The sequence below is a fragment of the Streptococcus sp. W151 genome, from assembly GCF_053010205.1.
In genome coordinates, this window is record NZ_JBRKNT010000001.1 from 837100 (window position 1) to 859432 (window position 22333).

Genomic DNA, 22333 nt, shown 5'->3' on the forward strand with positions numbered 1-22333 from the left:
TCCCTCTATTTTACTTTCCAATTTCTATATCCTGTCATGTCCAATTCTGGAAATCCTTCTAACTCTGCCTTCGCCTTCAATACTAAAGGCGAGGCATTTTCTTGGGTCATCTGCTCAATAGGGACCCAAATTGCATTTGCTGAATCATTGCTTCCGCCAAGAACCTCTTGAGGAAGGGATTGTTGAGAGCGTTCGAAATCGAGTACGATGTCATAAAAGGCCATGATATGGTGTACTGCGAAATCTTGCCCTTCTTCCTGAACCAGCACATCATAAATCCTAGGTTTTGAATAAGAGCTTATCGCATATCCCGTCTCTTCCAGAACTTCTCTCTTGAGGGTTTCTGTCAGTCCCTCACTGATTTCCTGACTACCACCCGGTAAATCAAAACGATACTGATAAGGTCCTCTCGTTTTCTCAATGCAGAGTAATTTTCCATTTTCAAAGCAAACGCCATAGACGCCAAAGTGATGTTTGATTTCCATATTCTACTCTTTTCTAACAATCCAAGATCAATAACTTACCTTATCCCTTAAAAGGAAAGAGGCTATAAATTTCATGCTCCTTGATATACTTCTTTAGTATCTCCATATTCTCTTCGATTTTTGCTTGGATATCTGTCTCTTCACAAGTTGACTCAGCAATAAAGAGGTGAATCTTCAACAAATCTGCCAAGTATAGCAGACGACGTTCCATTTCTGATTCAGGGCTTGGAGCCTTTTCGATTTTTGCAAGCTTTTGCTCCAGGCTATCGCCATTCAAAAATCTCTGATGAACTCTCCTTCTTATGTTTTGAGTGGATTCCTCCCCTTGTTCTAATGGAGATAAAAGGAGTTTTTTATAGACGAATACCTGATTTTCTTTTTCTCTTTCCAGATAAGCCACTAAAACCAGAGAGCTATCAACAAAGGTCCAGGTGTTATAATTCCCTTCAAACGGAACTTGTATGATCCTATCTAATAATTCCTTAGCCATTTCCCCTTGACCATCCAGATAAAGTAAATAGGCCAGATGATTAAGCGATTCGAGATAGCTAGCTTGGGGCTTCTTATTCTTTTTTGGCACAAGACTGATATAGGATGCTAAGTCAACATCATTTTCAACCTCTTCGATTAGTTCTTTCACATTCATGTATCTACTCCTTTTAACACTTACAATAGACCTTTACTCTATCCCATCCTCCTTGTTATACTCTATCATGCATTTGATTGCGTATTCTACCCATTCCCAAAAATTGTTAAACTCTTTTCGTTGCTCCCATCCTTCGGCAGCAAAATCATGAATGAGTTGGACCTTATTGCCCTTTCCTATTTCAAAACAAGCTGTATCATCACAATCTCCTCTTTTAGCAAATGGAATCAACTTTCGGGTTGGGTACCTTTCCTGCAATCCCTTATACAAAGACAGGGCCCATTCTGAATCCAACAGATACCAAATATCAAAATCAACTAAATTAAGTTCGATCAATTTTTTAAATGATTCAGGATACTGAAATATCCTTTCATCCAGTAAATAGTTTTTCATTTCTTATTTCTCCTTTTAGAATCATCAAACCATTCTTTCTTGCCTATCCGCTATTTTGCGTAAGCACTCTTCCCATGTGAGGATTATAAACCTTAAATAGATCATCCTCACTCAGCTAAGTCTTGGGTTGAGGCTGTCAACTACTCTTAAAATACGCGACCTCGAAGTCCATAAATTTCATTCTTAAAATTTAAAGGAAAATAGATGACTAGTCTGAGATGGACAAATAAGAGACTAATATATCCTTAACCATTTCTAGAAAGGCAACTTTATTTCTTGGCTCTTTTGAAGCAAAACCAAATTCATATTCAAAAAAATGCTCAACCACTTTATCTCCAGCCCGTATAACATCCTCAATGGTCTCAAGCACTTGCTTCTGCTTCTCTTCTTCTAGGCTCAAGAAATCCTCTTTCACAAATACATCAAAAACTTTAAGGACATCTTCCTTTTTACTCATATCAAAAGGATACAGAAACTCAACCTCTTCACTGGTTACAACATTACTTTCTATGGACATCATTAGGTTCCACAATACTAAATAGTGTCTATGAAAATTATCTCTACTTTTCAATTTTTGCGACACATCCTTTACTGAACAGGTTTAAACTAACATCTTGACTATTACTTACTTTATTGAGAAACTCTCTTCTTTGACCATCATCCCTTCCTAATCTCAAATTACTGGTAATATTATTTTAAAACTTCTCCCGAACGAATATAGGTTTTAAAGAAGTTTTTGGGAACAGAGGCAATCTTAGGTGTAATGGATAAGCCATAGTTGGCAAAATCTAAAGCTACCTTCTTAGAATCGATTGCATCATAATACTCAACATACAATCTGCATAAGTTCACTTTGGTGATAGAGAATTCTTTTAGCAACCAATCCTTCTCAAGATCCTTCTCGGGATTTATGCTCGAAAATACGGTAGGGTACGATGAATACTGAGTAGTAAAATCGATGGCCTGTTGGGCAGCCTTTTCCAATTCAGCTTGATCCATGCCATTTCTATGATCGATAGAACCTAATCGAGTCCTTAAAGCACAATCCACTTCTTCTAACAGTCCCGAGTCCAGGAAGAGGGGATGAATGCCAACATTCACGAAATAGGCAGTCCCATCTGATTTTCGTTGAAAATAGATCACCGTGTAAAAATCATGATTGCTTTTATAATAGTTATTGCTTCGCCTTAGTCGCGAAAAGCCATTTTTTACGAAGAGTTCTTTGGCCTCTTTCATTTCATTACCTGCTCTTTCATAGGATGTTCGTTACAGTTTACTAGGAGTCTAAATGGATATAGATCATTCCTACAACTTTTCCATTCTCAATATTGTATTGTTTCACTGTATCTATGTAGCCAATCAATCCTTCATCACTAATCTCTTCTAGCGTTGCTGGTACTATGTTGTCTTTTAGTTTAAAATCTCTAGCTTTATTCAAATCACCTACATCTTCAATAGATGTCCAAAAAAGCATATATTCATCGCAATAAAAATAGATCTGATCATCACAAAACTCCGGTATTTTACAGAACTCAGCTCCATCACTTTGCCTTTCCAAGGCTTCACTATCTCGATAAAGAAAGTAGGTCTTTTTCATCTTCATTCTCCTTTGATATTAACGGGAGGATTATTCGCAATTCGTTAGCCTCACTGGTACACATTTCTAATCTAACAAAATGCTCTATCAGCGTCTCCGTAGTCAATGATGGTCATCTCTTCGAGTGAAACCTTCATTCCTCTTCCATGCTCTACTTCAGCGTCCACTCTAAATAATAAGCCAAAAATAAAATCGGATGAGGTCTGTTCGGGGAGCAGATAGATCGCCATTAACTGCCCCATCATGGATAGTTCCGAAAAGATTCGTTTTTCAGCTAACTCATACCAATAAGCAGATGACCTAAGCATATGAATAATTTTTTCTTTGTAGTCATTAGCCATTATTTCATTTAATAAAGTTAGGTTTTCATTTGTAAATTTCTCAAGTTCATATTTTTTTCAAATTAATACAAATTTCTAACATACTAATGTTTTTAACTAAGCTAGAAAGAGATTTAAAATCAAATATTTTCTGCCTGAAATCTCGAATGATGTAGACTAGAGTCTTATTTTTTAAAGGAATACTTAATGTTAGGGTAATTTAGGCTTTGCTCTTTTTAATAAACTAGTAAAATCCTTAAAACTATTCTTACAATATTCTTCTTGAGCTGTTTCAATCGGTAAAAAACGAATGCCTCGACCACAATGATTCTCTTCGATGGCTTCTTTTACTTCCTCCGTAACGACAAAGCCAGCCGCTGCAAGTAATTCAACCCTTCCAGGCTTGAAAATATCATCATCAATATCCTCTTTTAAGACCAGTTTTCTGGATACTGTATACATCGTTTTAGAAGGCAATAATTCTGTTTTCTCATAATCAATAAAATCAGGAGCAGGATTATCTTTGGTATAGGTATTAAATTTTAATAGATAAAAGTCAGGAGATTCCATGACATCGCCATTCACTGTAAATTTAAGCTTTTTCCAAACATGACCTTGAATCTTGAATTGTTTAAAAATGGTTGCTAACTTTTTAGAAAGGATAAAACCATGGGTGTACCAATAAAAATCATAATCAAAATTTATTTTATTTATGTATTGTTTTTTATTCACAAAATTATAATAGATCACATCGGGACAATTTGGATCATAGATATAATCTATCGATTTACTCCATTCTTCTTCGTAGGGTTTCGTTTGAATCTCAAAATCCACTCGTCCGTATTCAACATCAAAATTAAAGGACTTATTTGCTTTATCATCCATCACAAAGTAGTACTTCATAGTTTTCTCCTATCAATTTTATAGCTAACAAAACTTTATCCTGCTTGCTCAATCTCGATCAAAGATAACCTTGACTCTAGCTCTACCCAAAGCGTCTAGATATTGCTCCAGTTTCGTAATCGACTCCTCCGAATCAGATAATTGAACAAGCAAATCCCCATTGATAGTCATGACATCCTTTGTCGGTAAAAGCATGAGATTCTCAACGCTTGGATCATTCACAATCATTAAGGAAGGGGAATAAATACAGCTTGTGGAGAGGTCTAGATTCCCAAATCGCTCCCTAGCAGACACAAAAATAGATTCCATCCCACCTTGGGCTTTCAGAATAAATTCTCTCTCGAAAAATGCTTCAAAACTGTCGTAGATCTCGATGACATCCATAGTAATCCCATCTAAATAATAAACTTGATGACTTTGAATGTTCCCATCCTTCATTCTATAAGCGAATTGATCTCCAATAGCAGACATACCCAAAAAATAGTAGTCTGATGCATAATCTCTCCAGACATCTTTCCATAGCCTATCCGAATTCCAAGAGTCCAGCGTGATGGCTTGAGTAGAATCCGTCCCAAACAAGCGATAATAGCCACCATAAAATTCCAAACCGTTGGTTATGGAGAGCAAATCCAAGTGAGCTTGCGGAAACTGTCTGGCTTTGAGTTTTTCTAGTTCAAGAGCTGAGGCCCCACTTTCTTGTATAACCAGATCCTCACAACATTTTAAAAAATTCTTCATTCCCATTTGCTTCTCATTTCTCCCTATTTGGTTTTAACCCAGCATAAATGCTATAAAATCATTTCGATAGTCTTCAGGAAGGTGCTTTTCGATAATAGCCATAATCCCCTCCAAGAATCCCTCTTTATAGTCCAATAAATCCTCATCGATATAGATATTGTTCTCAAACTTGGTGATTTCTAGCTCTTTCATCTGACTATAGGTAGACAAGAAAGTAGATAAAGAGGGGCTTAAGCTATAGAGCTTGGAATTTCCAGGAATCTTGCCAAATACAGGACTAAGCTCGCTAGTTAGATCACAAAAGATTGGCTCATCGCCCATCATATGGGCAAAAATCACATAACTCTCTTTCCAGCTAGGATCCTGCCATCCTTCTGATGCAGCTTCACATAGAGGGAGAGGAATTAGAGCAAGATCATAGGGAGCTCCTCTAAAATAAGCTTCTTCATCAAAGTCTAAATGCTGGTAGAACTCTTTCAATTGACCAGATAAGTCTGGCTTTTCGACATGGAGACAGTCACTAGTAAATACAAGCTCTCCTAAGCCTTTGTTTCTATGATAGACTTCTACGAATTCCTTCAACAAATTGAGCATCATTATTGGACTCCTCTCATATTTTTGGGATTATATTTGGCTATTTTCAACTGGCGATTACGCATCATTCTGACCGCTAGTGACAGCCTGAGCCCAAATTCGTTCAAATTCCTCTTGACTAATCTTGATGGAGTCTGATAGATCCAACTCATCTTTTCGACCATCATAGAGTAGAAACCCTACTTCTGGAACATAATCCTGTAGGCAAGAGGAAGCATAAGAGTGCCCATTCAAAACGTTAATTTGTCGACTTGCACGCTGACCAGTAAACTCTGTATAAATAACTCCTAGGCCTGACATAAACTCACTATTGCCATAATAATAATATTCTTTATTACACATTAGAACCACCTTTACCATTTGTCTCTCCAAGAATAGCATTCTTTCCTCTTTGCCTCTTTCATCGACTAATTCTATATTCATTTTCAATTTATAGAATCTACGGGCTCTTAGATTTATTCTCCAAGACTCTCACTTCTACTTTATCCTCCGCTAAATGGAGATCCAGTACTTTTTCCTGTTCTTGAAAGAAAAGCGTCAAATCTCTGGTAGAGAATTCAGTAAAATAAGAGGACAAAAGATTATCCAAAGACTCCATTTGAAACAAGACGTAAACTGGTAAAAACTCCCACAAAACTAGGATAAACTGCCTTCTATTTCCAACTAGACTTTGAATTGATCTACTTAGATCTTTAGTAGTAAGATTGGCAGAAAACTCATAAAGGCAAGGAATCGGAGAGTCTATAGGATTCAACTCCCCAGCATACCAAGCAATTTCTCTCGGTTTAGTGGTCAGAAAACGGACATCCTTTATCCCCTTCAAATCTTGATTCGTCTTTCAACTTTTAATAAGGATAATTTCTTTTTTACGTCACTCATTGTTCTTGCTCCATCATTCTAAAACAGAAATTCTACTCACAACCTCATTCTGTTTATCCAACAGATAAAGGAAGTTCCCTTTTATTTCCAGTTTACCAAGCTTAGCCCCATAGTCCATCTCATGAGCAGGGCAGGATTGAATTAACTGACGGATGCTCTTATCCTTGTGCTCTATCTTCCAAAACAAATTCACCTTATCCAGCTGATGCTCCACTTGAATGGAATAGGTCGTGGATTGGATCTTCATCCTTTTCCACTCCCAGCTATTTTCATAATCGTTTTTCTCTATTTCATTGACTACATCCTCTATCAAGGAGCAAGGAATGGAGAGCTCCTGAAACACGCGCTTTACCCCTTTTAGCAAGGCCTCTAAGAGCAGCTTTTTCTGTTCCAATGGACTCAAGGTTTTATAGCTAGAAAAATCAAATAAGACCTGAACAGTATAGACACCTAGTAGGTTCATGATAGCTGGATTGCTAATCGTATCTACACATTCTACGATGATTTTCCAACAATCCTTGGTCACAACTGGTTTAAAGAGGCGCTCTACCATAGAGGTCATACATTTGGATTCATATATGAACGCTCTTCGCAGGTCTTTCCAATTCTGTCGATAGTCCTTAATTCTAGCTTCCTCGTAAGTTAGCGCAGCTGAGTCCATCAGCTCCTCAATCCTCTGTTGTTTTTCCACATAGGGCTTATCTAATTCAAAATACTGTAACTTCATATTCGTGGTCTCGCAGTGTTTTTCTTGTTGAAGGGTTTATCCTTAGGTCAAGGTCTAATGTTTGTGCTCTTCCTTCATTTTTTCCCATAGTCGTGGTGTCCCTCCTGGTAATGGGGGATTCTTTGATCATCCAGAATCTCCTCAAATAAGCTAGGAATACATCTTTAAGTATCAATCTTCACAGGACCAATCTCAGCAATTCTAATAAGGTCAGAAGCTCCTGATAACATCACATCATTTTGGTTTTTAAAATTGAATTCAACCTTATTCTCTAAAAAAAGCAGTTCCAGTTGACCATTCACCTTATGAATCCCCTTGGAATAAAAGTCTTGTTTTTAAGAGTTATTGTTTCGCTCTTTAAGGAGATTTTAGAATAGACTGACCCTCCTGCCGTCCTTTCCTTTTGTAACGTCATTGATTAAGTCCTTGACGATAGATATATCGAACTGACGAGAAAAGTCTACAATTTTCTGGCGATTCTGTTCTGGATATAAATAAGATGCTGCTAAAATAAATAAAAATGGATTTGTGACTTTGCCAATATGCTCAAGGTATTTAGGCTGAGTTACATAAGACATAATTTTGTTAAAATCATCATCTTTAAGTACTATCTTTTTCATATAAATAGCAGCACAAGCACCTGCAACTTGCGAGAAGTTATTCGATTCCAAGGACTCATAAACGAAAGACAAGTTCTCTGTTTCTGAATTTTCTAGATAAGCAATCGCTACTGCTAGAGAGCGGTAGGTTACGGGTGTTGGAATATCTCTCAGCAGCAATGACTTGAGATAGGGGACTTCTTCTGTGCAATCCGTTGCGGCTATGGCGTAGAGTAAGTACATTTGTGATTCCCATGATTTAGGTTTTTCCATCTCGCCTTCCAAGGCTTGATGCAAAAATGGTCCATATCCTTTTAGTTTACCCTTTAAAATTTTTTTCGCTGCCTTTTTTACCAGGGGCGTACGTCCTGAAGTTAACTCATCTACATAGTCCATTTTTAAATCCTCTTTATATTTCCAGTTGAATTTACTGTTCTTTGTTCAGGATATGAAAGAGATCATCTCTTAGAACAATTCCATCATCTTCTATCAAATAGGCCATGTGATCCCAGAAAGGAACTTCCTGTTCAATGGGCTTTTCCAAGGCAAGTACTTGATCCTTCAAGTTTGCTGCAATCTCTTCGACTTCATCTTGCTCAATCTCATAAAACTTTGCTTTCAAAAGAAAGATGCCTGATAGAAAAAGTGAATAAGAGGAAACAAAAGCTTGCAAGGAAGAGTTGACATAAATCCTCTCTTCTTGAAAAACTTCCCTTCCTTCTTGATTGCAAAGTAAAAAGATTTGCTCCTCTTCTCCAATCACAAAAAATCCTAAAAAACACTGGCCAACAAGCCTATAGCTCTCCTGATTTTTCCTTAGTTCGACTAGTTCGTCACCTGCTTTAACAAAAGAAAATCCCATTTTGGAATAATCTTCTAAATAAGCAAAGAGGTTGAAACGAATCTCATCAAGACGAAATTGTTTCTCCTCTGAAGATAGCACACAAAAGCCGTGCTCCTTCACGAATTCATCGATATTGACTGTCATTTTTCTATCCGATCTCCTAGATTCTTTTCACCCAATTTTTTTAACTTCCAAAGCTTGATAGCCGCATCTTTTCGGAGTCCTATAAAGAGGCTTGATAAGGTTAATGCTTCCTCTTTTTCTCTAATCAACCTAGCTAATCATTAAAGGGCATAAAGTTATCGTGCTGATTATAATAATTCAAAGCATCAACCAAGTCTTGGAGACTAGCCTCTGGCTTTTCTTCAAGCGCTACGTTGAGAACATCAATCAACTGCTCTCCATAGTAGACTAGCTGAAGGTTTTGTTCCGCCACTTCTGTCGGGTAGACATCACGGTCTTCAACAACATCTGGATAATCTGATACCCAATAGAGGCTATTAAGTCTCAGTTCTCCATCCTCCTTGCCATAGAGGCAAAAATCATCTGATACCAACTTGTCCACGCGCACCTGCTCGATGATCTGCTCTAGTGAAAGTTCTTGATGTTTCCGCATTTCTTCTCCTTTTTAGTCTCACTCTTCAACAAAGGAATTCAAAAAATCCTCAAAAGATGGCCATTGACCATACAACTCAGCTTTTTCTTCTAAAACATAGAAGTACACCTTGCCATAATCTTCTGCCCTTAAAGAAAGAGCATAGTTGCCCGATCCAGGATCATAGGCAAAATGGAGAAGGTCTGTAGCCTTAAATCCAGCAGGCACAGCCTCATCGTCAAACCATTTTATAGACTTCCTCATCTCTTCAAGTGAATCAAAGGAATTGAAAGGAAAGAGATGATAATCATCGTGAACACCCCTTACTTGGGGCTGGCCACCGTTGTACTGGAGATAAAAATCCTTCATAGCTTCCGGCAATTTCTTCCCAAGAATCTCCTCAAATTGTAACAGGTCTTCTCTTGAAATCGGTGAATCTGCATCTAGCACTCTAAACATGATTAATTTCTTCCTTTTTTACAATTCTTCTTCCAATACCTTATCAATAAAGTCATAGACGTTTGTAGCTACTTTTTGCATTTCTAAGGACCCTAAAGCACCCAAGTCATTTTCATAAATGCAATCATCTGCATTTTTCTTGATAAAGTAAGCCAAATCTCCTTCCTGTCCAATCATAAAGTAATCTGGCTCCACTTCCTCAATCTGATAAGTTTCATTACGCTCTTTTAGATCCTCCTTGGCATACAAACAGATACCAGTATCACCAATTTCATAGGGGTCAATCTCTTTCCACTCCGTTAAAAACTGATAGTAGAGATTGGGCAAGACAAATCCAAACTCATCTCTTTTCATAGTTCACCTCCACATATTCACTGAGTATCAACTATGTTACTTCAAAGACCAACCACCATCAATGGTCAGGAGTTGTCCCTGCATAGCAGACGCCTTCCCACTAGCCAAAAAGAGGCTAACTTCTGCCACTTCTTCTGGCTCAATCCAGCGTTTGATGGGCGTTTCACTGGCTACCCAGTCAGCCAAGCCTCCTGGCTCAAAGTCTGCTGCGGTCATGCCTGTTTTAACGGCCCCTGGTGCAATGCCAAAGACTTGAATGCCAGCTTCTGCATAATTCAGGGCCAGCTGCTTGGTAAATCCCGCAAGGGCATGCTTGGAGGAAGTATAAGCGTGACCGCCACCTCCTGCCAGGCTAGAAGCAATGGAGCACATATTGATGATGATCCCTTGCTTCTTCTCCATCATTTGAGTCAGATAGTGTCGTGTCAGCTCTACCGGAGTCACATAGTTGATCTCAAAAATCTCCTGAATCTCCTGAGCGCTTTGCTCAAGAAGCGGTTTATAATCGTCCAATACTCCCGCTGTATTGCACAAGACATCGACCTCAGGACACCAGTCGAAGATTGGTGTCAAATCCAAGGTTAAGTCTCGCTGTAAGAAGTGAAAATCGCCTGGCAACTGAGGATCCGCTCCTTGGTCCACTCCAAAAACCTGATAACCTTTTTCTAAAAAAAAACGAGCTTGCGCCAGACCAATCCCGGAGCTCACGCCTGTAATCAAGACCACTTTAGTCATGTACTTCCACCCAATCTGTCGCTAGAACATCACAGGGAGTTGGACTCCACATGGAAAAGCCTTCACCTTCACCAGACACGTTAATGAGGAAATAAGGTGTCACTTCCAGAGCCACTCCATTTTGCTCGATGGTATCAAACAATTGGACATAGTTTTCTGCTCCACCCCATCCTGTTCGTACATATTTTTTCTTGGCCTTTAAGCCTGGTAAAATCTCTTCAAATGTCATGGTGTTCTCCTTTGTTATCTATTTAACTTTCTCCCTTTATTATACCAAAAAAAGAACTTTCCCTATACAAAAAGCCAGAGTTCTTCTACTCTAGCTTTCATCTTTTATTTATTTTCTTCTGAATGGCGAAACCCATAGCCAAAATAGATTCCTATCCCAATCAAGAGAGCAACCCCAAAGGCCAGCCAGGTCGATAGAGAATACTGGGTCATAAAGGACATACAGACCACAATCGATAGGATTGGCAAGACCGGAACCAAAGGCGTTTTAAATTCACCAGGTCCAGGAGCACCGTGTTCCTTGCGCAATTTCAAGAGGGCGAAGGCCAACATAACCAGGTAAGCCAAGGTACAGATATTTAAAAAGGAAGCGATACTAGCTAGCGGAAAAACTCCACCAGCAATGGCAGCCATCAATCCAGCGACCAGGGTCGCATTTTTGGGGATTCTGGTTTTAGGATCGAGCTGTTTCATAGCTTTTGGCAAGAGGCCATCTCGCGCCAAACTGTAAATCATCCGTGAGAGGGCAAAGGTCATCGAAATGCAGACGGTAATCAGGGTCAAAATAGCGACCAGCGATACATAATTCCCTGCCCAGCCGGCTCCTACCTGACGGAGGGCAAAGGCAACCGCATCATCTACATTTAAGTTCTTAAAAGGAATCATGCCGGTCAAAACCAGGGCAACCAAGATATAAAGAACCGTTGTGATCAAAAGACTAAGGACAATGCCGCGAGGAACGTTCTTTTGTGGTTCCTTGATTTCATCGACCGCCATTGAAATGGACTCAAAACCAAGAAAGGCAAAGAACATGAGCGAAGCACCAGCTATAACCCCTGTTTGACCACCATAAATTTCGCCAAAGCCATAAGGGGCAAAGTTTCCCCAGTTGCCAGGATTTAGGTGAAAAATCCCGACAAGAATAAACAAGGCAAGAGCTGAGAACTTGAGTAAGACCAGCAAGGAATTGAAGCGTAAGACAGCTTTTGCATTCATAAGGACCAAGGCTGTGACGAGGACCATGACCAAAATAGGTAAGAGATCCACATAAGTTCCCGCAGCTGGATCAAAAGTCCCATTTAAAGCCGTCGGCAGACGCCAGCCAAGATTGGCCAACAACCCCTTGAAATAAGCAGCCCAACCTGAGGCTACCCCTGATACGGCGGTCATGAATTCCATCACGGTCAACCAACCTGCAATCCAGGCTGGAAACTCTCCAAAGATGGCATAGAGATAACTATAGGCTCCTCCAGTTGCAGGGATCCGCGAAGCAAATTCTGCAAAAAAGAGAGCAGATAAGCCAACGCAAAATGCTGCAATCACAATGGAAACAATCAAGGCTGGGCCAGCTAAATTCGCTGCTGCAGTCCCCGTGATCGTGAAGATCCCTGTCCCCACCATGGCACCGATTCCTAAAATAATTAAATCCCACAATCGTAAATGACGGTTCAGGCCCGGGTGTACTTGCCCAAGGCTTTTTTTTCGAAATAGATTCATGCATATTCTCCCATCTATTGAATTTATTCTATCATACTTGGAAGAGAAAAGAAAACATCGTTTCCGTTACCATCGGTCATCTTTGGAGCTTAAAAAGCGAACCAAGACTTAGTCCATCTACCCCCTCAAAGCAGGGCTTTGAGCAATCATCCACTGCATCATGCAGTTATTTCTATTCACTATAAAGAGCTGGATAGTTTTTGCCCAGCTTCTTTTTCATTCTATTCACCATTTTCTGTCTTATTCTTTTTCAAGGCGCGAATCGTGAACCAATAGTAAATCATCAATCCTATAACAATGATCACCGTAGGCAAAATGATGGTCGTTGTAGGATCCTGAATTCCTTGAGCCAAGGTCCAGCGATGCAAGAATCCAACCACTAAAAAGGCTAAAATAGGAAAGACAAAAGCTCGGCCAATCTCATCTTTCCATTGCCACAATATGAGGGCGCCACTAGCTCCTGTCATAAGGAGAGTATCCCATGGATTCGGCACTGTCAACCAAGCAAAAGCTGGCAAGAAACGGACCCCCACTATCTCACTAGCGAAATAGACTCCTAGAACGAAAACGACTGCTACATAAATTGCTTTTTTTGACTTCTCTTCTGCAAAAATGAGGCGACGAAGGAGATAGAATAATAGCCCAACAGCCAAAAACCCTAAAATACCATCCGTTAGATAGACGAGTGGCTTGAGAACCAGGACTGCTTGCGAAGCAAAATCACTTAAGAGGCGATAGAAAATCACAATTCCCGAAATGATCGCCCCATATTTCAGAACAGACCGTGTCGATTCTTTGGGTATATTTTCGATGATTTGGTCTGCCATTCCCTTTGGATCCTGTCCAAAATAGTCCTTGGCCGTCAATCCATCTCCGCTTGCTTGCGAAAAATCTAGCGCTAGATTATAGACCTGCTCTCTTAAAGCTTTCTCCTCATATAAGAAACCAGCAAAATTGAAATAATCCCAGAGATCTTGGAAATAAGCTTGGTCCTCCTGGCTAAAGGTTTGAACCAAAGCCTGCGTTTCTTCATAATAAATAACTGATGTCATCTTTCTTCCCCCTTTCTTTGGAGACGAAATACAACGAAGGTCAGGACTAGTCCTATGAGAGGAAGTAGCCAGCCTATTAAATGAGCAGTTTCCTGATTCACAAGACGAATCCAGCATCCAGTAACTAGGAAAGTCAGCCCCAGTACTAGTAGACTCGTCATCAAACGCTCCCTGCTTCTATAAGCCATAACCGCAAACCCAAGTAGGACTAGGACAGCAAGAACAACCGCCCAACCATCTGATAAGAAGAGACTCCCAATGTGGCCAAAATAAATCGAAAATAGTCGTACGATGTTTAGAAATACCATCAGGCAGATCACACTGATAAAAATAGCCCAAGGCCACTTCATTTCACCATAGCTCTGTTTGGACCATATCCACGTGATGAACTGGCTAAACACCAAGAAATTGAATAAAATAACAACATAGGTCAGGGGTTCGATTTTCAGTGGCGTCATCCAGGTAAAATCCATTAAATAACGCATGCCAACTAAGATCACTCCAAGTAGGAAGACGGGTCCCACATAAGATCCTAGAGAGCGTTTAGGCAAATCTGAAAGAACTTGGTCCACCATAGCCCGTGGATCCTTTCCAAAATAATCCACTGCACGAATGCCTTCTTTCTCAGCAACTTTTAGGTCGCAAACCATATTGTAGAGTTGTTCACCGAGTGCTTCATCATCATAAAAATAGGACTTAGCCCCAATATAAGCGACCATTTTTTTTACATAGGCTTGATCCTCTTTATTTAAATGAATCAATTCATCTGACATTTTTTCTGTATAACTTTCTACCATTCTTCCCCCTCCTTCTTGATACGTTCTACTTTTGTGACTAGCTCCTGCCACTGGTCCCAAAATTCCCCTAAACGCTCTTTTCCAGCATCACTGAGTGAAAAATACTTACGATCAGGACCATCTGGAGACGGCCTCATTTCCCCATGAATAATTCCTTGTTTTTCTAATTTTTGAAGTAGGGGATAAATGGTCCCAGCGACAATCTTATCAAATCCCATCTCTTTGAGACTTTGAATCAATTCGTAGCCATAGATGGCCTTTTTGGAAATAATCTCCAGCACACAGCCCTCCAAGACCCCCTTTAGTAATTGGGACTCTTTCATCCTTCTCACCTCTTTCTTCACATATGCACTAGTTTGTTTTACATACTAGTTTATTCACTATCAGTATACTCTTTCTCAACTAGTATGTAAAGCAAAATAGTAAATTTTTTAAAAAAAATTTTATTCCTTAAAAATCCCTTAAAATCAATGCTTTCACTGTATACTGGTGTGTAAATATGCAAAAAAAGTTCAAAAAACACTTTATTTTATAGATTGATTGGAGTATAATAATTAAAATTATACAAAAGGAGACACGAATATGAAAAAATCGAAGCTTGCTCTTTTAGCTGGTGTAGCCGCTGCTTCAACGCTTTTCCTTGCTGCATGTGGTTCATCTTCTAACTCATCAAAGGGAACAACCTACAAATACGTGTATGGTACAGACCCTGATTCCTTGAACTATTTGACTTCAAATCGTTCAACTACAAGCGACATTACAACCAACTTGGTCGATGGTTTGTTTGAAAACGACCAATACGGTAACTTAGTGCCTGCTCTTGCTGAGGACTGGTCTGTTTCAAAAGACGGTCTCACATATACCTACAAGCTTCGAAAAGATGCGAAGTGGTATGATTCAGAAGGAAACGAATACGCTGACGTCACTGCAAAAGATTTCGTGACAGCTCTGAAATATGTAGCCGATAAAAAATCCGATGCTCTTTACTTGGTTCAAAACTCAGTCAAAGGCTTGGATGATTATGTAAACGGGAAAACTAAAGACTTCTCAACTGTTGGAGTCAAAGCTGTTGATGATCATACTCTTCAATATACTTTGAACCAACCAGAATCTTTCTGGAATTCTAAATTGACCACTTCTACCATGATGCCGGTCAATGAAAAATTCTTGGAATCAGCTGGTAAAGACTTTGGTAGCGTGAAACCAAATGGTATCCTCTACAACGGTCCATACATTTTGAAATCCTTCACTTCAAAATCACAAATTGAGTTGGATAAAAACCCTGAATACTACGACAAGAAAAATGTTCACATCGATACTGTTAAATTAACGTACTTCGATGGATCTGACCAAGACTATCTTGCTCGTAACTTCTCAGATGGTAACCTATCTACTGCTCGTCTCTTCCCAACAAGCTCAACCTACAGTACGATTGAGAAGAAATTCAAGGATAACATCGTTTATACCCCACAAGATTCTACTGTTTACTACGCTTACTTCAACGTCAACCGTCAAAACTACGGCCATACGAAGAAGACATCTGATGAGCAAAAGAACAACACCAAGACAGCCCTTCAAAACAAAAACTTCCGTCAAGCTTTGAACTTTGCTTTAGATAGAACTTCCTACAGCGCTCAAGTTAACGGAAAAGACGGAGCAACAAAAACTCTTCGTACCCTTCTAGTTCCACCGACATTTGTGCAAGCAGACGGGAAAGACTTCGGTACTCTCGTTGAAGAAAAACTTGCCGCAACAGGAGATGAGTGGAAAGGTGTTAGCTTCGCTGATGCTCAAGATAGCTTGCATAATGCAGATAAAGCCAAAGCAGAACTTGAAAAAGCTAAAGCTGAATTGCAATCGCAAGGTGTTCAATTCCCAATCCATATCGACTATGTTGTAGACCAATCTTCTAATGCTCTTGTCCAACAAGCAGACTCTATGAAGAGCTCAATCGAAGCGTCCCTTGGTAAAGACAATGTCGTGATCGATGTACAAAAATTGTCTACAGACGATGCAGACAACGCTACTTACTTCGCCCAATCACCAGACCAAAAAGACTTTGATATGGATATCACTGGTTGGGGACCTGACTTCCAAGACCCATCCACTTACTTGGATATCTTAAACCCAACAGATGGCCCAACCTTGACTGGTATGGGACTTGATCCTAAGAAAGACCAAGCGCTTATCGAGAAAATTGGTTTGAACGAATACAAAGCCTTGCTAGATGCTGCCAATGATGAAAAATTGGATACCAATGCACGTTATGAAAAATACGCTGCTGCCCAAGCTTGGTTGACAGAAAATGCTATGGTTCTTCCAATCTACTCTAAGGGTGGGGTTCCATCTATCACCAAGGTGACGCCATTCTCAGCAGCAAATTCTGCAATTGGTATTAAAGGGGAAACAAGCTTCTTCAAATACCAAAAAGTTCAAGACAAGACCGTCACAACTGCTGACTACGAAAAAGCGTATAAGAATTGGTTGAAAGAAAAAGAAGAATCAAACAAAAAAGCGCAAGAAGAACTTGCAAAACACGTGAAATAATCACGATAAAAACACCGAGGATTTGATCCTCGGTGTTTTTGATTAAGGAAAAACCTATCCTTGAAACTTTCCTTAGGTGAGTACGGACGTTAGCGAACTTTCTCCGAAGTTCCATAACTTAGTTTTGGACCTAAGGTTCCAAAACTCCCGAGTGCTAGAAATACTATTATTTCTAGCACTTTTCTCACGGCGGAAAGTTTCGGTATCTATTTAAATAAGCCTAATAATATAGATTATTATAATTCTTTCCGCAACACTTGGCTTATCCTATGTAAAAAACAGTTTGTCTATTTATCGTCTTTTTCATTTCTAATCTTATATAGATTCAAACGCTATCTCACTACAATCTTCCGATAACTTCTAGAAGTCAGAAGAAAGACGAGGACATAGGAGATGAAAAAGACAGCGCAGATGGCTAAGGTTGTTTGAAGGACCAATTCAGCATTGGTCGCTCCTAAGAGAGCAACGATTTTTGCAATCATCTTGTAGGCTACTCCTAGGTAGAGGAAGGAGAAGAATAATGGAAGGAAAAAGACGGTGACAATCTGTTTGCGAATGGTGGTGGCCGTTTGCTTTTGGTCCAATCCTACTTGTTGCATGATCACAAAATTATCCCGGTCCTCATAGCCCTCTGAAATCTGCTTGTAGTAAATCACGAGAACCGTAGCCAATAGAAAGATCACCGATAGGAAAATCCCAATAAAGAGGATTGTCCCTGCTGATTCACGCCACTCCTTCTCCATGCTGTATCGATCAACCCCACCAAACAAAGTCGCACCATATTGACTCATTTTGTCTGTCGAATAAAGCTCTTTGGCCATTCCAGCTATAAAATCTTGGTTTTCTTTATTTTTAGCACTAATAGAGAATTCCAAATTTTTATCAATTTTTAATCCCAGTTGGTTCAAGTCAGGGAGGACAAGGTACAAGCCCATTTGGTGATGAAACAGGTCGGCTTGAGGGAGTTTTCCTTGGATAAAATTGGAGTCTAGTTTTTGCTTAATCGCGAAGCTCTTTCCATTGATTTCTAATTGCGAGTCTAGTCTTCCAGGATACTGATACCCATAAGCTAGGATTTCATTTTCCCCAAGCTCAACTTTTTGACCCGTCAGTTGCTCATAAGTTGCCTGATCAAAAAAGTAGACCACTCCTTCTGTCTTCAATTCCTGACCAGTTTCTTGATCGGACTGGTCATAAACCTCTAACACCTTTCCATCAATCTTTCGAATTTCAGCTGACCAGTATGTTGTCTGTGCCACCTGATAATCAGACAGATGTGTCGCATCGGCCACTTTCTTAATTTGTGCTTGAACCTCCTCAATAACCGGTTCTGTTTCAGCTTCTGAAGTCATATGCCCCACACTAATATTGTAGTCCGAAGGGTACATAGTATCTAGGTAATTCTGCCCTCCAATAAAGAGATTGAGCGACCCTGTTAAGGTGACCAAGACCATGGTGGAAAGAATACTAATGGTCGCAAGGCCCGCTGCATTTTTTCGCATCCGAGCTATTAAGTTAGAGAGGGATATAAAATTCTCCGGCTTGTAATAGTAGGATTTCCGACCTTTGAGAAATCTTAAGAAGGTAATAGATCCTGCGTTGAATAAGAGATAAGTCGCTAGAATGACCAAGATGACGGCAATAAAGAATCCTTGAACCGCCGCAACCGGACGCTCTGCGGTTAGCGCCAGATAGAAAGCAATTCCTAAGAGCCCTAGTCCTAAAAGAGTTTGGACCAGTAAGAAGCGTCCCTTCTTCTCTCCTGCTTTTTTCTGCTGCATGAGGTGGAGGGAACTGTAGCGCAAGAGGCGGAAAGAATTCAGCAAAAGAATGAGGGCAAAAGCAATAGCTAATCCTAACAAAGTCTTAAACACAGCCCCTATCTGGAAGGTTGATTGAATGACGACTGGAAGCCCCATACATTTTAAGAGGAGGGCAAAAATCAAGCGATCAAACAAGAGTCCCAAGCCCAGTCCTGCGCCAACCGTGAGGATATAGAAGAAAAGCAATTCCCATAAGGTCATGACGAGGAGGTGCTTCTTCTCCATCCCCAAAACACTGTACAAGCCCAGTTCTTTGGAACGATTTTTCATGACATAGCCATTGGCATAAGCCACTAAAATGATGACGACCAACTGGACGACGAAACTACCAAAACCAAGGACAGATCTCGCCGTTCGTCCTCCGTAAGAAGCCTCTAAATGAGGGGTCGTTGCCAGGGCGATAAAGCTATAGAGGATCATGGTCGTTAAAATGACGGCCAAGGCAAAGGGATAATAGAGCTTGCGATTTTGTTTGAGGTTAGAAAGAGCTAATTTACTCGTTAATTTAAACATCATGATCCTCCTTACCCGCCATGACCGTCAAGGTATCTGAGATTTCTTGGAACATCTGACGCTCCGTTTTTTCCCCACGGAAAATCTGGTTGTAAAGAATTCCGTCCTTGATAAAGAGCACGCGCTTGGCCCGAGCTGCCGCGGCAGTCGAGTGGGTCACCATGAGGATGGTTTGGCCCATGCTATTGATATCTTCAAAGACGTCGAGCAAAGCAGCTGAAGACTTGGAATCCAGCGCCCCTGTTGGCTCATCGGCAAGGAGGATTTCAGGTGAGGTGATAATAGCCCGTGCTACAGCCACCCGTTGTTTTTGCCCACCAGAGATTTCATAAGGGTATTTTTCTAAGAGCTGATGGATCCCCAACTCTCGACTCACGCTATCCACCTTGCTCATCATTTCCTTGACGGGTCTCCGTGAGAGGACGAGAGGCAGTAGGATATTGTCCTTGACAGACAAGGTATCCAGTAGGTTGAAATCTTGAAAGACAAAGCCTAGTTTTTCGCGACGGAAGCTGGAAGCATCCTTGTTCTTGATGGTCGAGGTATCGGTGCCGTTGAGGTAGACCCGTCCTTCGGTCGGCTGATCCAGCATGGCTAGGATATTGAGGAGGGTCGATTTCCCGGATCCTGATTCCCCCATGATAGCGACGTATTCGCCCTTTTCCACAGTGAAGTGAATATCCTTTAAGGCTTCGACTTGCGTTCCTTGAAAGCGGGTTTTGTAGATTTTTTTGATATGTTGAACATCTAGTAGGGTCATGGTCCGTTCCTTTCTAGCTCGATAAAAGCTTCAATCCATTTTTACAAGTCTATTGTACTAAAACTGAAGCGCTTTCACCATAACATAACCTTACATTTTCCCTTTTATTTCTTACATTTTTGTAAGAAAGCAAAAAAACAGGCTGGGACAAAAGTCCTAGCCTCTTAATTGTTTTTGGATTGTCGAGCAAGACGCAGTGGTTGAGTGGGCTTTACTACGCTGATTTCATCAGCTTTTACAGCCCTACTAAACTGTGCGGAGGTGGGACGACGAAATCGAATTCTAACCAATTACCGATTTCTGTCCCACTCTCATTTTCATTTATGAATTATTCATCTGATGAAGATGAAGAGATAAAGGGTGCAATCATCTTATATGCATTTTTAAGAGCTTGTTCCATTGTGTCACGTGTAGATTTCAATTGTTGTGAAAAAGCAGTACGCCCTTGTTCAGGAACAACTGTATCATCTGAACCACCAGTTGAAAGTGCTGTATCAAATTGAGTTTTTGATTCGTCCAATGTCTTGAGAGCTGGCTCTACTTGTTGAGTATAGTTAGATCTCACTGATTCTGGAATTTGATCGCCTAGCTCTTGAGCATATTTTTTATAGTTATCTACTAATTTACTATAAAGAGTTTTCATATCACCAATTGTTTTGGCATTATCGATTTCTTCATCAGTCAACAAGACAACTTCTGGAATTTCAACTGAAGTTTTTGATGATTTAGATGAGCTTTTTGATTTGCTTTTTGAAGTAGATGATTTTTCTACTTTGCTAGAAGAAGCCTTTGCATCTTTGCTTGATGATTCCGAAGCAGTTTTACCAGAACATGCTGCTAAGGTTGCAACTGACAAGAGAGCCACACCGGCTGTAAGAAGTTTTTTCATCGTTATTCTCCTATAAATAAAGTTTGAATATATTTTAAATGATTTCCCTTTTATTGTCAAATGTTTTCTGTTTTTAAATACTTTTACAACGGCATTTATTACTACCTTTTAACATATTTTCTTTCCTAAATATCTTTTTATAATTTGGTTTTTTATTCATTTTATGAATAAATGAAAACCAGAAAACAATTATTTTCTGGTCTATTCTTCCTTCTTACTGATGAAGGATTTGAGTAAATGCTTCTTGAAGTTCCTTGTTGTCCGTTGGTTTTAGATACATCTTTCCACCATTGGTCGTTGGAGAATGAAAGACAATGGCTTCTCCCGTATCTGTAATGGCAAAGAAATAACTATGCACATCTGGATACTTGTCCCAATTGCTATAGCGTTCTACGATTCGGTATTTTGCATTTCCTTGGCCAGTATCTGTATAAATAGCATCCATCTTGCTATTGTCCCCTAGAGTGTAGAGGTTGTCTGGTCCTACATCACCGCCAGCAATGCCTTTTTGGTAGTTGGGTTGCCCCATCTTTTCGCCCCAGGTCTTCATAAATTCTGCTAATTTTGCTGATTTTTCAGCATTCCATGGTGTTTTATCCTGACTTTGGCTATTTCCCGCTGATGGTGTGCTGTCAAAGGTTTGCCAGTCAAAACTCTTGAGGTCCAGTTTATCCTCATCAGATTTTCCAAAAAGGGCATTCATATCTGACCCAGGTACCTGAACTTCTTCTTCCTGGACTTTTGTCGCGGTTTGAGGTGTCTTTTCTATTCGTGAAAGCACGGCTACACCACGGCCAGTTCCCGACAACCAGCTGACTTCTAAGACATCTCCACCCTTATAGAGAGTTGTCGCATTGCGCGCTCCTCCGTGTCCAGCGACGAAACCTTCTGCAAGCAAGGTCGGCTTTTGGTCCTTGAGGTAGTAGACTCCTGTCGCAAAGTAGCTCCCATCGGTTTGCTGGTTGGCGATGATCATCTCATCTACCCCATCGCTATTTAAGTCCTTAAAGGCATAGCGAACAGCTGCTGGCTGATTGATGACAGTCTCGATCACCCAGCTATTGATCATCCGATCTTCTTTGGCTAATTCATCATTCAATTTTGAAATAGCATCCACATCATTTGAAGTGGCAAAAATCTTTTGATAGTCTGAAAAAACAGACTGGTATAATTGTTTGTTATCTGCTTTTTTCGTCTGTTTTTTTGTGCTTGTCTGGCTCGTTGCAGCCTCTTTTTTGGGACTAGACTGGCGTTGGTATCTTTGGTAACATCCTGTTAACAAGACCATACTCGAAGCCGCTAATCCCAACTGCATCCATTGTTTTCTTTTCATCTAATCTCCTTTAGTCTCCCGTGTTT

General features: G+C 40.1%; 29 protein-coding genes. 1 reads left to right on the forward strand and 28 read right to left on the reverse strand.

Translation table 11 applies throughout. The features are described from left to right. Positions 1-5 precede the first annotated feature (5 nt). From ACVC7Q_RS04010 to ACVC7Q_RS04125, 24 genes are all read right to left on the reverse strand, one after another. Positions 6-485: an NUDIX hydrolase gene (locus ACVC7Q_RS04010; RefSeq protein ID WP_447264922.1), complete on the reverse strand. Its 480-nt coding sequence runs from the start codon at positions 483-485 to the stop codon at positions 6-8. A 40-nt stretch (positions 486-525) separates the two neighbouring features. Then, positions 526-1131: a DUF6707 family protein gene (locus ACVC7Q_RS04015; RefSeq protein WP_447264923.1), complete on the reverse strand. Its 606-nt coding sequence runs from the start codon at positions 1129-1131 to the stop codon at positions 526-528. 33 nt (positions 1132-1164) lie between these two features. After that, complete coding sequence (locus ACVC7Q_RS04020) at positions 1165-1524, reverse strand: hypothetical protein (RefSeq protein WP_447264924.1); 360 nt, start codon at positions 1522-1524, stop codon at positions 1165-1167. Positions 1525-1732: 208 nt separating this feature from the next. Continuing rightward, complete coding sequence (locus tag ACVC7Q_RS04025; RefSeq protein WP_447264925.1) at positions 1733-2044, reverse strand: hypothetical protein; 312 nt, start codon at positions 2042-2044, stop codon at positions 1733-1735. A gap of 170 nt (positions 2045-2214) precedes the next feature. Further along, positions 2215-2760, reverse strand: a complete 546-nt coding sequence (locus ACVC7Q_RS04030) for a DUF4304 domain-containing protein (RefSeq protein WP_447264926.1) — start codon at positions 2758-2760, stop codon at positions 2215-2217. 40 nt (positions 2761-2800) lie between these two features. Continuing rightward, positions 2801-3121, reverse strand: coding sequence for a hypothetical protein (locus ACVC7Q_RS04035; RefSeq protein WP_447264927.1), 321 nt, complete (start codon positions 3119-3121; stop codon positions 2801-2803). Positions 3122-3192: 71 nt separating this feature from the next. Continuing rightward, positions 3193-3462: a hypothetical protein gene (locus tag ACVC7Q_RS04040; protein WP_447264928.1), complete on the reverse strand. Its 270-nt coding sequence runs from the start codon at positions 3460-3462 to the stop codon at positions 3193-3195. 189 nt (positions 3463-3651) lie between these two features. Then, positions 3652-4344, reverse strand: a complete 693-nt coding sequence (locus ACVC7Q_RS04045) for a hypothetical protein (RefSeq protein ID WP_447264929.1) — start codon at positions 4342-4344, stop codon at positions 3652-3654. 48 nt (positions 4345-4392) lie between these two features. Beyond that, entirely contained in the window at positions 4393-5082 is a 690-nt protein-coding gene (locus tag ACVC7Q_RS04050) for an SMI1/KNR4 family protein (RefSeq protein WP_447264930.1), read from the reverse strand. A gap of 33 nt (positions 5083-5115) precedes the next feature. After that, positions 5116-5679 (reverse strand): hypothetical protein, encoded by a 564-nt coding sequence (locus ACVC7Q_RS04055; protein ID WP_447264931.1) that lies wholly within the window; start codon positions 5677-5679, stop codon positions 5116-5118. A 54-nt stretch (positions 5680-5733) separates the two neighbouring features. Then, positions 5734-6018 carry a hypothetical protein gene (locus ACVC7Q_RS04060; protein ID WP_447264932.1) on the reverse strand — a complete coding sequence of 95 codons (285 nt, stop codon included), beginning with the start codon at positions 6016-6018 and terminating at the stop codon, positions 5734-5736. 550 nt (positions 6019-6568) lie between these two features. Further along, the gene (locus ACVC7Q_RS04065) at positions 6569-7117 is read right to left on the reverse strand and encodes a hypothetical protein (protein ID WP_447264933.1); all 549 of its coding nucleotides are present in this window, start codon (positions 7115-7117) and stop codon (positions 6569-6571) included. A gap of 329 nt (positions 7118-7446) precedes the next feature. Then, on the reverse strand, positions 7447-7584 hold the full coding sequence (locus ACVC7Q_RS04070) for a hypothetical protein (RefSeq protein WP_447264934.1): 138 nt from the start codon (positions 7582-7584) through the stop codon (positions 7447-7449). Between the two features lie 66 nt (positions 7585-7650). Then, positions 7651-8277, reverse strand: a complete 627-nt coding sequence (locus ACVC7Q_RS04075) for a hypothetical protein (RefSeq protein ID WP_447264935.1) — start codon at positions 8275-8277, stop codon at positions 7651-7653. A gap of 31 nt (positions 8278-8308) precedes the next feature. Then, positions 8309-8869 carry an immunity protein gene (locus ACVC7Q_RS04080; RefSeq protein WP_447264936.1) on the reverse strand — a complete coding sequence of 187 codons (561 nt, stop codon included), beginning with the start codon at positions 8867-8869 and terminating at the stop codon, positions 8309-8311. Between the two features lie 133 nt (positions 8870-9002). Further along, positions 9003-9341, reverse strand: a complete 339-nt coding sequence (locus tag ACVC7Q_RS04085; protein WP_447264937.1) for a DUF7716 domain-containing protein — start codon at positions 9339-9341, stop codon at positions 9003-9005. A gap of 18 nt (positions 9342-9359) precedes the next feature. Then, positions 9360-9779 carry an SMI1/KNR4 family protein gene (locus ACVC7Q_RS04090; RefSeq protein WP_447264938.1) on the reverse strand — a complete coding sequence of 140 codons (420 nt, stop codon included), beginning with the start codon at positions 9777-9779 and terminating at the stop codon, positions 9360-9362. An 18-nt stretch (positions 9780-9797) separates the two neighbouring features. After that, positions 9798-10133: a hypothetical protein gene (locus tag ACVC7Q_RS04095; protein ID WP_447264939.1), complete on the reverse strand. Its 336-nt coding sequence runs from the start codon at positions 10131-10133 to the stop codon at positions 9798-9800. Positions 10134-10169: 36 nt separating this feature from the next. Then, positions 10170-10868 carry a 3-oxoacyl-ACP reductase gene (locus ACVC7Q_RS04100; RefSeq protein ID WP_447264940.1) on the reverse strand — a complete coding sequence of 233 codons (699 nt, stop codon included), beginning with the start codon at positions 10866-10868 and terminating at the stop codon, positions 10170-10172. Next, positions 10861-11097, reverse strand: coding sequence for a DUF2829 domain-containing protein (locus ACVC7Q_RS04105; protein WP_000141913.1), 237 nt, complete (start codon positions 11095-11097; stop codon positions 10861-10863). Before ACVC7Q_RS04105 ends, ACVC7Q_RS04100 begins: the two co-directional genes overlap by 8 nt. Before the next feature lie 104 nt (positions 11098-11201). Next, positions 11202-12593 carry an amino acid permease gene (locus ACVC7Q_RS04110; RefSeq protein WP_447264941.1) on the reverse strand — a complete coding sequence of 464 codons (1392 nt, stop codon included), beginning with the start codon at positions 12591-12593 and terminating at the stop codon, positions 11202-11204. 221 nt (positions 12594-12814) lie between these two features. After that, the gene (locus tag ACVC7Q_RS04115) at positions 12815-13645 is read right to left on the reverse strand and encodes a hypothetical protein (RefSeq protein WP_447264942.1); all 831 of its coding nucleotides are present in this window, start codon (positions 13643-13645) and stop codon (positions 12815-12817) included. Continuing rightward, the gene (locus tag ACVC7Q_RS04120; RefSeq protein ID WP_447264943.1) at positions 13642-14442 is read right to left on the reverse strand and encodes a hypothetical protein; all 801 of its coding nucleotides are present in this window, start codon (positions 14440-14442) and stop codon (positions 13642-13644) included. The genes ACVC7Q_RS04115 and ACVC7Q_RS04120 overlap by 4 nt, the downstream gene beginning before the upstream one ends. Further along, positions 14436-14765: a PadR family transcriptional regulator gene (locus tag ACVC7Q_RS04125; RefSeq protein WP_023917534.1), complete on the reverse strand. Its 330-nt coding sequence runs from the start codon at positions 14763-14765 to the stop codon at positions 14436-14438. The genes ACVC7Q_RS04120 and ACVC7Q_RS04125 overlap by 7 nt, the downstream gene beginning before the upstream one ends. A 259-nt stretch (positions 14766-15024) precedes the next feature. On the opposite strand from ACVC7Q_RS04125, the gene ACVC7Q_RS04130 reads away from it, so the two are divergent. Next, complete coding sequence (locus ACVC7Q_RS04130; protein WP_447264944.1) at positions 15025-16989, forward strand: peptide ABC transporter substrate-binding protein; 1965 nt, start codon at positions 15025-15027, stop codon at positions 16987-16989. A 332-nt stretch (positions 16990-17321) separates the two neighbouring features. On the opposite strand, the gene ACVC7Q_RS04135 is transcribed toward ACVC7Q_RS04130, so the two are convergent. The 4 genes from ACVC7Q_RS04135 to ACVC7Q_RS04150 all read right to left on the reverse strand — a co-directional run bounded on the left by ACVC7Q_RS04135 (position 17322) and on the right by ACVC7Q_RS04150 (position 22307). Beyond that, complete coding sequence (locus ACVC7Q_RS04135; RefSeq protein WP_447265036.1) at positions 17322-19325, reverse strand: FtsX-like permease family protein; 2004 nt, start codon at positions 19323-19325, stop codon at positions 17322-17324. Then, entirely contained in the window at positions 19318-20085 is a 768-nt protein-coding gene (locus ACVC7Q_RS04140; RefSeq protein ID WP_049489044.1) for an ABC transporter ATP-binding protein, read from the reverse strand. Before ACVC7Q_RS04140 ends, ACVC7Q_RS04135 begins: the two co-directional genes overlap by 8 nt. A gap of 328 nt (positions 20086-20413) precedes the next feature. Further along, entirely contained in the window at positions 20414-20974 is a 561-nt protein-coding gene (locus ACVC7Q_RS04145) for a hypothetical protein (RefSeq protein WP_447264945.1), read from the reverse strand. 214 nt (positions 20975-21188) lie between these two features. Beyond that, complete coding sequence (locus tag ACVC7Q_RS04150; protein ID WP_447264946.1) at positions 21189-22307, reverse strand: DUF4767 domain-containing protein; 1119 nt, start codon at positions 22305-22307, stop codon at positions 21189-21191. Positions 22308-22333: the final 26 nt, after the last annotated feature.